The sequence below is a fragment of the Kitasatospora sp. NPDC001225 genome (genome assembly GCF_053597855.1).
Genome location: NZ_JBSFJC010000081.1, coordinates 1 through 14,595 on the forward strand (window position 1 = coordinate 1; position 14,595 = coordinate 14,595).

13 protein-coding genes are annotated in these 14,595 nt (G+C 73.4%); 9 read left to right on the top strand and 4 right to left on the bottom strand.

The window, feature by feature from the left end; translation table 11 throughout:
• Positions 1-229: 229 nt before the first annotated feature.
• A complete protein-coding gene (locus tag ACWDCZ_RS25220; protein ID WP_449817028.1) occupies positions 230-757 on the top strand; it encodes a GNAT family N-acetyltransferase in 528 nt (175 codons plus the stop codon).
• Positions 758-924: 167 nt separating this feature from the next.
• Here the strand turns inward: ACWDCZ_RS25220 and ACWDCZ_RS25225 are convergent, their stop codons facing one another.
• Complete coding sequence (locus tag ACWDCZ_RS25225) at positions 925-1,629, bottom strand: hypothetical protein (RefSeq protein WP_449817029.1); 705 nt, start codon at positions 1,627-1,629, stop codon at positions 925-927.
• 263 nt (positions 1,630-1,892) lie between these two features.
• On the opposite strand from ACWDCZ_RS25225, the gene ACWDCZ_RS25230 reads away from it, so the two are divergent.
• Together ACWDCZ_RS25230 and ACWDCZ_RS25235 are read left to right on the top strand one after the other, a co-directional pair.
• Complete coding sequence (locus ACWDCZ_RS25230; protein ID WP_449817041.1) at positions 1,893-3,050, top strand: AAA family ATPase; 1,158 nt, start codon at positions 1,893-1,895, stop codon at positions 3,048-3,050.
• Between the two features lie 370 nt (positions 3,051-3,420).
• The gene (locus ACWDCZ_RS25235) at positions 3,421-4,482 is read left to right on the top strand and encodes a methyltransferase domain-containing protein (RefSeq protein ID WP_449817030.1); all 1,062 of its coding nucleotides are present in this window, start codon (positions 3,421-3,423) and stop codon (positions 4,480-4,482) included.
• Positions 4,483-4,784: 302 nt separating this feature from the next.
• On the opposite strand, the gene ACWDCZ_RS25240 is transcribed toward ACWDCZ_RS25235, so the two are convergent.
• Positions 4,785-6,044 (bottom strand): chymotrypsin family serine protease, encoded by a 1,260-nt coding sequence (locus ACWDCZ_RS25240; RefSeq protein ID WP_049649075.1) that lies wholly within the window; start codon positions 6,042-6,044, stop codon positions 4,785-4,787.
• Positions 6,045-6,605: 561 nt separating this feature from the next.
• On the opposite strand from ACWDCZ_RS25240, the gene ACWDCZ_RS25245 reads away from it, so the two are divergent.
• Entirely contained in the window at positions 6,606-7,469 is an 864-nt protein-coding gene (locus tag ACWDCZ_RS25245) for a DMT family transporter (protein WP_449817031.1), read from the top strand.
• A gap of 1,027 nt (positions 7,470-8,496) precedes the next feature.
• Positions 8,497-8,997, top strand: a complete 501-nt coding sequence (locus ACWDCZ_RS25250) for a hypothetical protein (RefSeq protein ID WP_449817032.1) — start codon at positions 8,497-8,499, stop codon at positions 8,995-8,997.
• A 29-nt stretch (positions 8,998-9,026) separates the two neighbouring features.
• Here ACWDCZ_RS25250 and ACWDCZ_RS25255 read toward each other — a convergent pair whose 3' ends face one another.
• Complete coding sequence (locus ACWDCZ_RS25255) at positions 9,027-9,641, bottom strand: hypothetical protein (protein WP_387822111.1); 615 nt, start codon at positions 9,639-9,641, stop codon at positions 9,027-9,029.
• 90 nt (positions 9,642-9,731) lie between these two features.
• On the opposite strand from ACWDCZ_RS25255, the gene ACWDCZ_RS25260 reads away from it, so the two are divergent.
• Together ACWDCZ_RS25260 and ACWDCZ_RS25265 are read left to right on the top strand one after the other, a co-directional pair.
• Complete coding sequence (locus ACWDCZ_RS25260) at positions 9,732-10,505, top strand: class I SAM-dependent methyltransferase (RefSeq protein WP_117489609.1); 774 nt, start codon at positions 9,732-9,734, stop codon at positions 10,503-10,505.
• A gap of 297 nt (positions 10,506-10,802) precedes the next feature.
• Positions 10,803-11,285 (top strand): nuclear transport factor 2 family protein, encoded by a 483-nt coding sequence (locus tag ACWDCZ_RS25265; protein WP_449817033.1) that lies wholly within the window; start codon positions 10,803-10,805, stop codon positions 11,283-11,285.
• Between the two features lie 55 nt (positions 11,286-11,340).
• Here the strand turns inward: ACWDCZ_RS25265 and ACWDCZ_RS25270 are convergent, their stop codons facing one another.
• Positions 11,341-12,096 carry a TetR/AcrR family transcriptional regulator gene (locus ACWDCZ_RS25270; RefSeq protein WP_387822119.1) on the bottom strand — a complete coding sequence of 252 codons (756 nt, stop codon included), beginning with the start codon at positions 12,094-12,096 and terminating at the stop codon, positions 11,341-11,343.
• A 150-nt stretch (positions 12,097-12,246) separates the two neighbouring features.
• Between ACWDCZ_RS25270 and ACWDCZ_RS25275 the strand changes: the two genes are divergently transcribed.
• Together ACWDCZ_RS25275 and ACWDCZ_RS25280 are read left to right on the top strand one after the other, a co-directional pair.
• Positions 12,247-12,900 (top strand): NADPH-dependent FMN reductase, encoded by a 654-nt coding sequence (locus tag ACWDCZ_RS25275; RefSeq protein ID WP_117489613.1) that lies wholly within the window; start codon positions 12,247-12,249, stop codon positions 12,898-12,900.
• A 22-nt stretch (positions 12,901-12,922) separates the two neighbouring features.
• Complete coding sequence (locus ACWDCZ_RS25280; protein WP_449817034.1) at positions 12,923-14,530, top strand: MDR family MFS transporter; 1,608 nt, start codon at positions 12,923-12,925, stop codon at positions 14,528-14,530.
• The last annotated feature ends 65 nt before the right edge of the window (positions 14,531-14,595 follow it).

Below are 14,595 nucleotides of genomic sequence, written 5' to 3' on the forward strand. Positions count from 1 at the left end.
TTGCGGTTAACGTCGCACGACGGGTTCGGGAGGAGGCCGCTGGGAAAAGGACCAGCCCACAGGCTGGCACCTCGCCCGGCGGTCCACCTCACACTCGCCCTCCCCACCCCGGCCAACCCGCACGGCTGAGCCCGCGACCTGCGGAGACGCGCAACTGGCGCTCCGCCGGAGCGCGTCCTGATCTTCGACGGCGTCGGCAACCGGCGCCCGAGAGGATCAGGAGACCTGTATGCGCCCGCTGCCCTGGCCGCCCGCCCCGATCAGGACCGAGCGGCTCGTACTCCGCGAGCCCGAGGCCCGGGACCGTGCGGCGTTCGTCGAGCTGCTGGCCTCGGCGGAGGTGAACACCTACCTCGGTGGCCCCAAGCCGCGGGACGAGGTCGAGCGCGAGATGCCCGGGGCGCCCAGCCGGAGCCCCGGGGTCTTCGCCGTCGATCTCGACGGGGAGACGATCGGCCAGGTCCTGCTCCGCAAGGAGGCGGGGCGCGTCGGCCGGGTCGGTGAGCAGGCCGAGCTCGGCTACCTGTTCCTGCCGCAGGCCTGGGGTCGCGGCTACGCCGCCGAGGCGTGCGCGGCGGTCCTCGACTGGTTCACCGGCGTGCTGCCCGGCGAGCCGGTGGTGCTCGCCACCCAGACCGCCAACCTCCCCTCGATGCGCCTCGCCGCGAAGCTGGGCTTCACCGAGGTGGAGCGCTTCGAGGCCTTCGGCGCCGACCAGTGGCTCGGCCGGTGGTCCCCGGAGCCGCACCGGGACTGACCGGCCCCGCCGCCGGTCCTGTCACCGGCCGCGCGAGAAGTCGGGTGGGCCGACTTCTCGCGCTCAACCCCCGTGGTGGGGGCGTCAGTTCCAAGGCTCCCGGTCCGGCTCCTCGCCCAGCATGTGAGCGGCGGCCCGGGCCACGGCGGTTCCGGCCGGACCGTCGATCAGTCCTTCGCCTCGACCTCGACGGCCGCCCGGATGTCCAGCGTGCGCCGGGCCAGTTCCCCGGGCTCGCTGGCGCCCGTCTCGTCGACGACGATGCCGACGGTGCTGCCGTCCGCCCAGGCGCAGGTGGTCTGGGGCACGGCCGGGAAGTCGAGCACCGCGCAGTCCATCGCGCCGCCGAGGGGGCCGGCCGGGTAGTCCTGGCGCCCGACCACCACCGGGTCGTCCGACGGGGCGCCCGCCGTCTGCGTCTCCGTGCCGAAGTACTTGTCCAGCTCCCGCCGGACGTCCGGGAAGCTGCCGGTTAGCCCGATCACGGTCAGCGTGGTTTCGGTCGACCCGGCGGGGCCGTAGCCGGCCACCGTCAGCTCCCGGTACGGCCGCAGGGCCGTCATCTGCCGCTCGTAGTCGGCGCGCAGGGTCAGGATGCTGTCCTCGTCCGGGAGCCGCACCTGGTCGCCGATCCGGTCCGCGAGCACGATCCGGTGCCGCGTCGGCGCGCCGAACCCGGTCACCGCCGCGACGGTCACCGCGGCGAACAGGCCGACGACCACGCCCGCCGCGATCACGGCATTGCGGGGCACCCGCCGGTACCAGGGCAGCGGAGCCACCGGCTCCAGGGTGTTCGCCCAGATCGCCCGGAGGCCGCTGGGCTCCTCGGCCCCCTGGACACTCTCGGACCCGGTCGTATCGTCACTCTGCACGGGCCCGGATCCTACGGCAGCGCCCAGAAGGCCCGCCGGGGTTTTCGCGGCGCCGACGCCACCGGTGGCACCCGCATCCCCGACCTCACGGGACGGAACACCCGGGGCCGTCGTGGGTGGCGCGGCCATCCGCCGGCCGCGCGAGAAGTCGGCCCGGCCGACTTCTCGCGCCAGTCGGGGGCCTCGGCGAGTGAGGTCTGTTCACTTGCACAGAAAGGCCCCACAGCCCGCGAAGGGGGGATCACAGATGCCACCGCTCGATCATCGATGCCCTGGCGTACATGACCAGGATGGTCGTCAGCTCGCATCGCGACGCGGAGCCGGACGGGGGCGTGGCCCGTCAACCCTTCCGGCTCGAAGAGGCGGCGCGCGGGGAACCGTCCTGGTACGTGGTGGACCTGCTGATCGACGGGATCCGCTACACCTACGGGTTCAGCGTGGACGACGACCGGGTGGTCGACGAATGGCTGCACAGCTTCCCCCACGGCAGGAAGCGCAAGATCTTCGAGCGTTCGGTCGACGGGCTGGAGATCGGTGACTCGCAGCACCGGCGAGAGCTGGAGCTGGTCGAGAACATCACCGAGCCCAACGTCCTCTTCATGTCCCTCGCGGCACGCTCCCGGCAGGACGACTTCCGCCCTGTGTACGACTGGTTCGCCCGAAGCCTCCAGTTCAGCCGGCGAATGCAGGGCCCTGGCCGCATCGGTACAGCGCGGATCCTCGAAAACCCGGACCGGCACCCTGAGTTCATCGCGCTCCTGCGTGCCGCAGACCTCGGGATCGCGGAATGCGGCACGGAGCGCGTGCTGCTCGACGAGGAAGAGCTGCGGAAGCGCTACGGTACGCGCATTCCGCCGTGGCGGCTGGAGGAACTCGAAGAGCACGGACCGCGTGAGGTCATGCGCCCCTGGATAGGCCATCGCGGGCGCGACGGGATCGTCAGGATGGACGTTTCCGAGGAGTCCGAGGGCACCCAGGCCCTCCTGCGGCAGGCACCTCTCTTCATGGGGGCGCTCCGTCGGGGTGGCACCTTCGTGGTGGACGAGATCGATTCGAGCCTCCACCCGATCCTGACAGCGCGCCTGATCGGGCTGTTCCAGAATTCCGCGACCAACCCGAACGGTGCCCAGCTGATCTTCACCTCGCACGATGCCAGCCTGCTCGGCCGAACCGACGGCGAGGACGTCCTGCGGCGGGACCAGGTCTGGTTCGTGGAGAAGAACGAGCACGGCGAGACGGAGCTGTTCGCCCTCGCCGACTTCAAGCCGCGCCAGGAGGAGAACCGCGAGCGGCGGTACCTCGGCGGGAGTTACGGCGGCGTGCCGTACATCGACGACGATTTTGCCAGCGCTGTGGCGGCGCGGGGGGACGATGATGGCAAGGGCGGCGAAGCCGAGCGGACGCAAGCATCCCTGTTTTGACACGTCACGGGCCTGATGCGCAGGAAGTCGGCCGGGTCGACTTCCTGCGCGCACGCGCCCCTGGCAGCTCCCGCACGCCTCTACCTCCTGGTGCGGTGCCGCGCCAGAGTGATTGCCGACCGTTGCACCCGACCGAAGGGGAAGCCGGGATGGGTGAGCACGAGAAGCCGCCGCCGGACCCCGGGCAGGGAACGCCCCCGCCCGGCAACGCCGATGGCGAGGTCCCGCCCCAGCCGCCGTCCGACGGAAAGCACCGCAAGTAGTGGCCGCTGACGAGGACTTGGCCGGGTGCCGGACGCGCCTGGACTCGGCGATGGAGCGGGGCGGGGCGTGGCCGGTCGACTCGCCATGGCTACGCGACGCCTTCGCCGTGCTGCCGCGTGACCGGTTCGCGCCGGACCGGTTGTGGCGGTGGGACGGTCGGGCCTACGTGCCGGTCGACCGCGCGGTGGATCCGGCCGGTTGGGCGGACGAGCTGTACTCCGGGGTCTACTCGGCGGCCGTCACCCAGCTCGACGGCGGCCGGCCGTCCTCGTCGCTGTCCGCGCCTTCCGTGGTGGCGGACATGCTGGACAGCCTCCGCGTGGAACCGGGGCACCGGGTGTGGGACCTCGGCACCGGCCAGGGCTGGACGGCGGCACTGGCCGCCTGGCGGGCCGGGCCCGGCCTGGTGGTCGGCACCGAAGTCGACGAGCGCTTGGCCGCGTTCGCCCGCACCCGGCTCGCGGCCGCCGGGCTCGACGCCGAGGTGACGGCGGGCGACGGCACCGACGGCGGGGTGCCGGGGGGTGGCCAGGTCGACCGGCTGCACGCCACCTACGCCGTCGAGACCGTCCCCTGGTCCTGGGTGAAGGCGGTACGACCGGGCGGACGGATCGTCTACCCCTGGGGCCGGCTCGGACACATCGCCCTCACCGTCGCCGACGACGGACAGTCCGCCACCGGCTGGGTCCAGGGCCTGGCCCAGTTCATGGGCGACCGGCACGCTCCGGCCCAGCCGGACGGTGGGCCCGCCGCCTATGCGCAGGTGCGCGGTGACACCGAACCCGAGACCAGCAGGGCGTTGAACCGCGACCCGGTCGGCCTGGAGGACTGGCACCTCCGGTTCGCGCTGCGCGTCGCCGTCCCGGACGCCGTGCTGCTCACCGCCCGGGATGCCGACGGCACCAACGCCTGGATCCACGACGGCCACCGGTCATGGGCCACCCTCGTCGCACGGAGCGACGGTGAGCTGCCGCAGCTCCTTCAGGGCGGGCCGCGCCGCCTCGGCGACGAGGTGCTGGCCGCCTGGTCCCAGTGGGAGGCGCTGGGCCGCCCCGACCTGTACGACTACGGCATCACCGTCACCCCTGACTCCCAGTGGGCCTGGCAGGGCGCCCCGGACACCGGCCCGAGATGGCCCATCGTCGGCCTGCACCCGGCCGCGCGGTGACCGTGCGACCTGCCAAGGAGCCCCGGCGCTCACGCCCGGGGCGGCCGCCGCGTCGCGCTGGTCGGGCCGCCCCCTCGGGCAACGGAGCCGCGCTGAACGACGTTCTCCGGCGGTTCGGGCCGGACGAGGGCTTCGCGGCGGATGTGGCGTCCGCTCGCGCCGAGTTCGCCGTGCTCGCCGTGTTCGCCGACGACGCGGCCAGGGCCGCCGTCACCGCCGCTGACCCTCTCTCCACCTGAGGGGCCTGCGCGAGAAGTCGGACCGGCCGACTTCTCGCGCTTCGGGGCGCGTCGATGACGCCCTCAGGAGATCGAGAAGCCCATCTGGTTGACCACCGGCGTCATCGGCACGTACAGCACCTGCGCGTAGCAGGTCGTCTGGTGCGCCGTCGATCCGGGCGGGCAGGCGACCTCCGAGCGGGCGGCGACGATGACGCCGCGGGCCTCCATGTCGCCGTTCGGGCCGGACGGGTTCGCCAGTGCGGGGCCGCCGCTGTCGCCCTTCGCGGCGACCGCCCGGCGGTCGCCGCCCTTCGACTCCGCGATGTCCACCGGCTTGATCTTGGTGCCCTCGTCGTTCGTCGTCTCCACGTCGACCCGCTTGACCTGCACGTCGCACCTCCACCCCGACTGGGCGCCGCTCAGGCAGATCAGGTCCCCGACGTTGTTCCGCCCGGCGCCGTACGTGTGCCGGGACGAGCCGCCGTTGTCCGACCAGGAACCGTCGTAGAACCGGCCGCCGCCGTTCCCGTTGACCGCGATCATGCCGACGTCCAGGCCGTTGCCGACCGCGGCCAGGTCGCCGATGTAGCTGCCGGTGCCGTTGTAGTACCGGCCGCCACCGCAGTGCGCGGCGGTCAGCACCACCTTCGTCCCGCCCTTCCAGCCGCTGAACGCCGTCGAGCAGAACGACGCCTTTCCGGTGTTCACCTCGGCGCCCGCGTAGTACGGCGCGCTGTCGGAGTGCCGGTTGCCGGACAGCGCCACCGGTGTCTCCTCGACGCCGGCCGACACCGGCATCCCGGCGATCTCGGCGGCCCGCGAGGAGTACGCCTGCACGGTCGCGTCGCCGCCGGTCAGCTGCTTCGCCGGCGCCGGCGCGTACGTGATCGCGATGGCGGTGCCGTCCTCCTGCGGGCCGATCGACGTCCACGCGTCGCGCGCCACCGCGGCCGTGAACCGGTCGATCGCGGCGCGCATCTCCGCGCGGGAGTACGGGCTCGGATGGACGTCGACGGTGTAGCCGGGGCCGACGTCCGCGGCGTTCGCGTCCAGCAGGGAACGGACCTGGGCCGGGGTCTCGCCCTTCCAGTAGATGTCGGCGTGCTGGTTCGCCGCGTCGATCACCGTCCCGGCGTAGCCGGCCGCCGCCGGATCCCGGGACTCCACCCACTCCTGCACCGGGTCCGTCATGTGGTGGAGCAGCTGCTGGGCCTTCGGATCGCGGAGCACCGGCAGGGTCACGGACAGGTAGGGCTCGTCCTTCACGACGTCGGCGGCCATCAGGGCGGAGGCGACCACGGTGGTCAGGGCCAGGGACAGCACGAGGCTGGAGCGGCGCACGAGCGGGTCCTTCCGGTGGGCCGATGGGGTCGACACTCAGCGTAGGGAGGAATGAACGGTCCGCTATGGTCCGGAAGTCGAGGGCGGGCCGCCGGTGGTTGCACGGCCGAGGAGACGCGCCCCCGGGAGGGGCGTGACGGCCTCCCGGGGGCGCGTGGGGCGGGCGGCCACCATCGCCCCGAACCCCGCGACTGCCGCGAGGAGACCGTTCCTGCGGGGTGAGGACGCGTCAACGGCCTTCGCCGCGTGAGAAGTCGGATCGGCCGACTTCTCATGCCCGCCGGTCGGTACCATCGACGCGTGAACCTGTACTGGCACGTCGTGCTGCCACCGCTCAGCGCCTGATCGGGCGCGCGCTTCGGTGGCTTGACCCCCCACGACCCCGGCTCGGCCCGACAGTGGCCGCCGTGGGTTGGCGGCGTGCGCCCGTTCTCGGAAACCCGTTCCCCTGACGGTCTTCGACGACGGAAGTTCACGACTGTGCCGAATCGTTTGCCCTCACCTGCCCGCACCCTCCCCACGGCCCCCCGCCGCGCCCGCCGCACCCGCCCGCGTGGCGGCGTGGTGCCGATCCTGACCGCCGCCGTGCTCTGGGGCACCACCGGGACGGCCAGTTCGCTGGCACCCGCAGGCGCCCCGGCCGCGGGAATCGGAGCCGCCGGGCTGGTCCTCGGCGGGCTGCTCCTCTTCCTCACCGACCGCACCGCCCGCGTACTCCCCCGGAAGTGCGGGCCGCACGAGCGGTGGCTGCTCGCGGCCGGCGCCATCGCGGTCGCCGGATACCCGGTGACCTTCTACCCGGCCGTGAGCCGTACCGGCGTGGCCGTCGCCACCGTCATCGCGCTCGGCAGCGCGCCGGTGTTCACCGGACTGCTCGGCTGGCTCACCCGACAGGGACGGCCCGGCGGACGCTGGGCCGGTGCCACCGCACTGGCCGTACTCGGCTGCGCCCTCCTCGTGCTCGGCCCCGAACTCGCGGGCGGCAGCGCGACGGTGGACCTGCCGGGCGTGCTCCTGGCCGCGCTCTCGGGACTCTCGTACGCCGTCTACTCGCTGATCGGCGGGCGGCTGATCGCCGGCGGACACCCCTCCGGCGGGGTGATGGGCGCGATGTTCGGCGGCGGAGCGCTGATCGTCCTCCCGGTACTGCTGTGCGGCCCCACGGGCTGGCTGCTCACGCCGCGCGGGGCAGGCGTGGTGCTGCACCTCGCGGTGATCACCACCTTCCTCGCCTACTGGCTCTTCGGCCACGGCCTACGCCACACCACCGCCCAGACCGCCACCACCCTGACCCTCGCCGAACCCGCCGTCGCCGCAGTACTCGGCGTAGCCGCCCTCGACGAACGCCTGCCCACCGCCTCCTGGTACGGCCTCGCCATCCTCGCCGGAGGCCTGGCCTTCCTGGCCCTCCCAGCCCGCCGCTAGCGGCCCCGGGGGTGCTCGCACTGCAGGAACCCTGCCAAGGGGACAACCGCGCGGTGTGGCCGGGCACTTTCCCCGGCTGCTGTCCCGGATCGCCTGTGGGGGCGCAGGTCTGTCGGTGAACTGACCGATGCCGTACGCCCGCTGAGGTTCGTCGTCCGTGCCGTTCCTACTCGACCTGCCCGGGGCGCCACACACGGTCCGCAAGGCCGAGTCGCCGTCGCGGGCTCGCCGTCCCGGCCGGAGGGCTGGCCTTCCTGGCGCTCCCGGCTCGGCGGTAGGGGCCTCGGCCCGCGCGAGAAGTCGGACCGGCCGACTTCTCGCGCGAGGGCCCCGGTTCGCTCGAGGTGCGGGAACTCTGCGGAGGGCGGTTTCCGGGGTCAGCTGGGGAGAACCGCGTGATGCGAAGGGGGCTCCGGCCGACCGCGTTCCCCTGTTGCTGTCCCGGATCGCCTACGGGGACGGGGGCGCGGCCCGCAGGGCTGTTGGTGAACTGGCCGATGCTGTCTGCGCGCTGGGGTTCGTTGTCGGCGAGGCGATGGCTCCCATGGTGCCGTTCCTGCTCGGACTGGTCGGGGTGCCACATGTGGTCGGCAACGGCGAGTTGTCGGAGGCGGTCGAGAGGTGGGCTGGTCGGTTGCGGGCTCGCTGATCTGGCCGGGGGTTGGCCTTCTTGGTGCTTCCGGGGTGGCGGTTGGTGCGTCGGCCCGCGTGAGAAGTCGGACCGGCCGACTTCTCACGCGAGGGCCCCGGGTCGCTCGCGGTGGGGGAAGGCTGCGGAGGGCGGTTTTCGGGGGCCGCCGGGGTGAGCTGTGGGATGCGACGGGGGATCGGGGCGGCGAGCTGTCGGCCGCAGCCCGGCTTGGAGGCGGCCGCGCGGAGGGTTGTCCTGGCGGGTTGGTCGATTGTGGGCTTGTCGTCTTGGCCGGGGGGCCTTCCTGGTGCTTCCGGGGCGGCGGTAGGAGTGTTGGGCCGCGCGAGAAGTCGGGCCGGCCGACTTCTCGCGCGAGGATCGGATGGAGGGGCAGGGGTGGGACGTCTGTTGAGGACGGTGTCCGGGGTTCGCTGGGGAGAGCTGCGCGATGTGACCGGGGCTCCGGCCGGCCGCATTCCCCCGCTACTGTCCCGGATCGCCTACGGGGACGAGGGCGCGGCCCGCAGGTCTGTCGGTGAACTGGCCGATGCCGTCTGCGCGCTGGGGTTCGTCGTCGGCGAGGCGACGGCTCCCACAGTCCCGTTCCTGCTCGAACTGGTCGGGGCGCCGCACGTGGTCTGCAAGGCCGAGTTGTTGGACCTGCTGGGAAGCATCTGCCAGGCCGACCAGTGGCACTCCGCCGCCGCGGCAGCCGGCGACCGGCACGGCGCGAGCCGTCGGCCGCAGGTCGACTTGGAGGCGGCCGCGAGGAGGGCCGTCCACGCGGGTTGGTCGGTCATCGTGGGTGTGGCCTCCTCCGTGCGGCCGGAGGAGGCTGGGGCTGCGCGGAGGCTGCTGCGGGTCATGGACGATGCTCCGCCGTTTCCGGAGGCGTGACCGGGGAACCGGTGGTCGCGGGGTGGTCCTCAGGTGTCGAAGGTGATGGCGGGCGTCCCGGAGTTCCGGGTGAGGAAGTGCAGCAGCTCGGCGAAGCCGCGCGCGTCGTCGAGGGCCTTGTGGGTGTGCCGCACGCCGCCGAGCCAGTGCGGGGGCAGTGCCGGTGCCGGGAGGTCCGCGGGCGGTCGGCCGGTCAGTGCCGCCGTGTACGAGCGCAGGCACAGGGCCGGGCCGTGGAAGAGGAGATCCTGCTCGTAGGGGCCCTGGTGCAGTCCGAAGGAGGTGAACCGGCGCAGGTAGTAGTCGATCCAGGTTCCGTCGAACGACAGGGGTGCCGCGGCGAACGCCCGCCGGCCGGGCAGGGACCGGACCCACTCGACGTACCCGGTCATGACGTCGGTGACGGGCTCCGGGTTCGTCGTCGCGGCCTCCCAGGCGCCCGGCTCGGAGTCGAACCACTCCTTCGTGCGCGGGTTCGGGGCCGATCCGGGAAGCGGTTCGAGGACGGCTTCGAACTCGCCGAAGGTCCGGCCGTCCATGGTCGTGGCCACGGACGCGAAGGACCGCATCGAGTTCGGTCCCGGCCACGGGCCGTCCACCTCGATGTCGGTCACCACGTAGGTCCAGTCGCTGAGTTCGGTCATGCGGCCGACGCTACCGCCACGGCCTCCCCCGTCGGTGCGGGTTCACGCGAAGCGGTTGCCTCCGGTGGTCCCGTTTGATGGGCTGGTCGGATGGGACACGCGGGGCAGGAGAGCCGGACGGCGAGGTACGACCGGATCGGCGTCGGGTACCGGCAGGTCCGTCGGCCCGATCCGCGGCTGCACGCGTTGATCGGGTCGGCGCTGCGGGGAGCGCGCACGGTGGTCAACGTCGGTGCGGGGGCAGGGTCGTACGAGCCGGAGGACGCCGAGGTCACGGCCGTCGACCCGTCGCAGGTCATGCTCGACCAGCATCCGGGGGAGCGGAAGGTCAAGGCCTCGGCCGAGCAACTGCCCTTCGAGGACGGTGCGTTCGACGCGGCGATGGCCGTCCTGACCGTCCACCACTGGTCGGACCCGCGGCGCGGGCTGGCCGAGCTGCGGCGGGTCGCGCGGCGGCAGGCGGTGTTCACCTGGGACCCGGCGCACCGGCCGCAGCTGTGGCTGCTGGAGGACTACCTGCCGGAGATCAGGGAGTTGGAGGACTCCCGCTTCACGCCGCTGGAGGAGGTGGTGGAGGCCCTGGACGCGCACACCGTGCTGCCCTTCCCCGTCCCCTGGGACTTCACCGACGGCTTCCAGATCGCCCACTGGCGGCGGCCCGAGCACTACCTGGACCCGGTGGTCCGGCAGGCCAGTTCGACCTTCGCGCAGCTGCCACCGGAGGTGGTCGAGCCGGCCGTCGAACGGCTGCGGGCCGACCTCGCCTCGGGGGCGTGGCACCGGCGGTACGCCGACCTGCTCGACCGGGACAGCATGGACTACGGCTACCGCCTGGTCCTCGCCGGCGAGCGGCCGGCCGGGTAGGCGTTGTCGGCGGCTGCCGCCACACAGGAAGTCGGACCGGCCGACTTCCTGTGCAGCGCGGCTGGTTGGCCGAGGGCCGTGAACGGAGCGCAGGACTCGCAGGTGTGGATCCCGGGGGTGCGAGGACGGCCCCTCGGTGCCGGGCGAAGCCTGCGGGGGCGCGGCGGCTGTCAGGTCGTCGAGGGGGAGCCGACTTCCGGCGGCTAGGGTTGGGGCCATCGATCGATGCGCGGGGGCCAAGTCGATTGCCGCAGAGGGATCCTGGCGTCCCCGTCCGCTGCCGAAGGGGCCGCCGTCATGCCGGATTCCGCCACGCCCAGCCCGCCCAGCACACCCAGCCCGCTCGACCTGCTCGTCCGCTACCGGCGGGCGATGCTCGACCTGGACGCGGACGCTCTCGCAGAGCTGTACGCCGTGGACGGGGTGCACGAGTTCCCGTTCCTGTTCCCCGGGATGCCGGAGCGGTACCGGGGGCGGGAGGAGATCCGGGCCGGCTACCGGGCCGCCTGGGGTGCGAGTGCGGCGCGGCCGCGGGAGATCCGGGAGGTGGCCGTCCACCTGGGGGCCGACCCGGAGGTGCTGACCGTCGAGCAGCAGGTGGTCGGGACGCTCGCCACCACCGGGGAGCCGTTCACCGTGCCGGGCCTGCTGGTGATGCGTGCCCGGGACGGCCTGCTGGTGCACGTGCGGGACTACATGGACGGCCTGGGCGTGGCCCACGCGATGGGCCGGCTGGGTGCCGTCGCCGCGCGGCTGGGGGCCGGGGCGGCCGGCAGGTAGGAAGGGCGGAGTGGGAAGTCGGACCGGCCGACTTCCCACTCCGTGGGCGGCCCGGTCAGAGGGCGAAGTGGGCGGCGATGCCGTCGAGGACGCAGTCGAGGCCGGTTTCGAACTGCCAGTCGGGGTCGTCCTTGCGGGTGGCCGCGTGGAGGTAGCGCTGGTAGTTGGGGTAGCGGCCGGTGCCCATCAGCCAGGTCATCCGGGGGGCGAGGCCGGCCCGGGTCTGGTCGCCGTCGGACCAGCCGCGCTCGCGGCGCAGGGTGTCCAGGGTGACCTCGGTGGTGACCGAGCCGTGGACGTAGCCGGTGACGGTGCGGAACACCGCCATGGTGGTGTCGGCGTCCAGGCCGTGCTCGGCCAGGGCGGCGAACGCGTGCTCGGGGACGGCGAGTTGGTTCGGGCTGAGGGAGAACGGGGTGGCCGCCCGGACGGTCCACGGGTGGGCCAGGTGCATGGCCCGCAGGTGGAGGGCGAGGGCGCGCATGGTCTCCCGCCAGTCCTCGGCGGGGGCGGCGTCCAGGGGGAGCCGGCCGTAGACGAAGTCGACCATCAGCTCGATGAGTTCGTCCTTGCCGGAGACGTACCGGTAGGCGGCCATCGGGGCGACGCCGAGTTCGGCGGCCAGTCGGCGCATGGTGACGGCGTCCAGGCCCTCGGCGTCGGCGACGGCGACGGCGGCCTCGGCGATCCGCTGCGGGGTCAGGGTGGTGCGCGGGGCGGGGGCCGGGCGGTCCAGGCGCTCCCAGAGTGACGCCGGGGGCCTGTCGTCGCCGGCGGGGGTGTCCCCGGTGGGGGCCTGCTGAGCGGGCATGGGGGCGGGCTCCTTCCGACTGGGGGTCGGTCCCACCGTAGCACCCTCCTGTGTACGGCGTATCGGCAGTGGACGCCGTACACGTCGATGTGTACGTTGTATTCGAGACGGATACGCCGTACACGCCAGCCATCCCGGAGGGGGACTCCCATGTCCACGGAGCAGAAGTCCAGCGAGCGGAAGTCCAACGAGCGGACGTCCAGCGAGCAGGCGTCCAACGAGCAGAACCTGAAGGTCGCCGTCCTCGTCGGCAGCACCCGCGACGGCCGCTTCGGCCCGGTGGTCGCCGACTGGCTGCTCGGCCACCTCGAGGCGCGCGGCGACCTGACCGCCGACCGGATCGACCTGGTGGAGACCCCGCTGCCCGTCACCTTCCCGTCCTTCGGCGGCGAGCTCTCCCCGGACGACGCCGCGCTGCTGGCCGCCGTGTCGCCCCGGCTGGAGGCGGCCGACGCCTTCGTGATCGTCACGCCCGAGTACAACCACAGCTTCCCGGCCCCGCTGAAGAACGCCATCGACTGGCACAACCGGCAGTGGCACGGCAAGCCGGTCGGCTTCGTCTCGTACGGCGGCCTGTCCGGCGGCCTGCGGGCGGTCGAGCAGCTGCGGGTGGTGATGGCCGAGCTGAACGCCGCCACGATCCGCAACACGGTCAGCTTCCACGGCGCCTCGCAGTGCTTCGACGCCGAGGGCAAGGCGATCGACCCGGCCGCCGACAATGCCGCCAAGACCATGCTCGACCAGCTCACCTGGTGGGCGCAGGCACTGCGGGACGCCCGCCGGGCCCGCCCGTTCGCGGCCTGAGCCGGGGAAGGGGGCGGACGGCATGGCCACGGAACAGAGCGGGGGCCAGAACAAGGAGCAGGCCGACGAGCGGCCCAAGCCGCCGCTGCTCGGCGTCGTCGGACTGATGCTCGGCATCTTCCTCTCGGCCCTCGACGGCCAGATCATCGGCACCGCGCTGCCGACCATCGTCGGCGACCTCGGCGGGCTGGAGCACCTCTCCTGGGCGGTCACCGCCTACCTGCTGACCTCCGCCGCCGCCACCCCGCTCTGGGGCCGGCTCGGCGACCTGTACGGGCGCAAGGGCGCCTACCAGTGGGCGGTGGTGGTGTTCCTGGCCGGCTCGGTGCTGGCCGGACTCGCCCAGGACATGGGGCAGTTGATCGCCTTCCGGGGCCTCCAGGGGATCGGCGCGGGCGGGTTGATGGTCGGTGCGCTCTCGGTGATCGGGGTGCTCGTCCCCGCCTCCGACCGGGCGCGGGTGCAGTCGGTGGTCGGCGTGCTGATGCCGATCGCCTTCGTCGGCGGACCGCTGCTCGGCGGCTTCCTCACCGAACGGCTGAGCTGGCGCTGGGCCTTCTACGTCAACCTGCCGGTCGGGCTGGTCGCGCTGCTCGCGGTCGGCGTCGGGGTACGGCTGCGGACGGAGCGGGTGCGCGCCCCGTTCGACTGGGCCGGGGTCGCCCTGCTGACCACCGGCATCCTCGCGCTCACCCTGGTGAGCAGCTGGGGCGGCACCGCCTACTCCTGGACCTCCCCGGTGCTCCTCGGCACGGCGCTCGTCGCGGTGGTCGCGCTGGGCTGGTTCGCCCGGACCGAACTGCGCGCCCCCGGGCCGCTGATCCCGCCCGCGCTGTTCCGCGACCGCAACTTCACGGTGGCGCAGGTGCTCGGCTTCCTCACCGGCGCGGTGATGATCGCCCTGGTCGGCTACCTGCCGCTCTACCTGCAGCTGGCCCGGGGCGCCTCGCCCACCGCCGGCGGGCTGCTCCTGCTGCCGCTGATGCTCGGCATGATGGGCACCCAGCTGGTGACGGCGCGGCTGATGGGCCGGCCCGGCGGCGAGCGGCGCTACCCGCTGCTGGGCGGCGCGGTCACCCTGGCCGGCGGCGCGCTGCTGCTGCTCCTGCGCACCGACACCCCGATCGCCGTGGCCTCGGCCCTCACGGCCGTCGCCGGGATCGGCCTCGGCCTGGTGATGCAGAGCACCCTGCTGACCTCGATGGGGGCGGTCCGGCCGCAGGACATGGGCGCGGCGATGGGCGTGGTCACGCTGCTGCGGAGCATCGGCGGCTCGCTCGGCATGGCGGCGCTCGGCGCGGTCTACACGGCGCGGCTCACCGACTCCCTCACGGAGCGCCTCGGGGCCGCCGAGGCCGGCCGGCTCACCGGCGGCGGGCTGACCCCGGCCTCCCTCGACGGGCTCCCGGCGGCCGTCCGCGACGCCGTCGGGGCGGCGGTCACCGGCGGCCTGCACGGCACGGTCGTGGGCGGGGTGCTGCTGGCGGCCGCGGCGACGGCCCTCGCCTGCCTGGTGCGCCCGCAGCAGGGAGCGGCCAGGGAGATCAAGCCGCCGAAGCCCGAGCCCGAGCCGACGAAGCCAGACCCGGAGCCGGCCGACACCCCCGCGAAGGCGGCCACGGCCGGGTGATCCGGAGAACGCGCAGGCCCCCGGGCGGAACGGGGGACCGCCCGGGGGCCTGCGGAAAAGCCGGT

What these genes read in the sequence shown, in the direction of transcription:
- ACWDCZ_RS25220 (WP_449817028.1), top strand. Translation starts at nt 230, where the DNA reads ATGCGCCCGCTGCCCTGGCCGCCCGCCCCGATCAGGACCGAGCGGCTC.
- ACWDCZ_RS25255 (WP_387822111.1), bottom strand. Translation starts at nt 9,641, where the DNA reads ATGACCGAACTCAGCGACTGGACCTACGTGGTGACCGACATCGAGGTG.
- ACWDCZ_RS25260 (WP_117489609.1), top strand. Translation starts at nt 9,732, where the DNA reads ATGGGACACGCGGGGCAGGAGAGCCGGACGGCGAGGTACGACCGGATC.
- ACWDCZ_RS25265 (WP_449817033.1), top strand. Translation starts at nt 10,803, where the DNA reads ATGCCGGATTCCGCCACGCCCAGCCCGCCCAGCACACCCAGCCCGCTC.
- ACWDCZ_RS25270 (WP_387822119.1), bottom strand. Translation starts at nt 12,096, where the DNA reads ATGCCCGCTCAGCAGGCCCCCACCGGGGACACCCCCGCCGGCGACGAC.
- ACWDCZ_RS25275 (WP_117489613.1), top strand. Translation starts at nt 12,247, where the DNA reads ATGTCCACGGAGCAGAAGTCCAGCGAGCGGAAGTCCAACGAGCGGACG.
- ACWDCZ_RS25280 (WP_449817034.1), top strand. Translation starts at nt 12,923, where the DNA reads ATGGCCACGGAACAGAGCGGGGGCCAGAACAAGGAGCAGGCCGACGAG.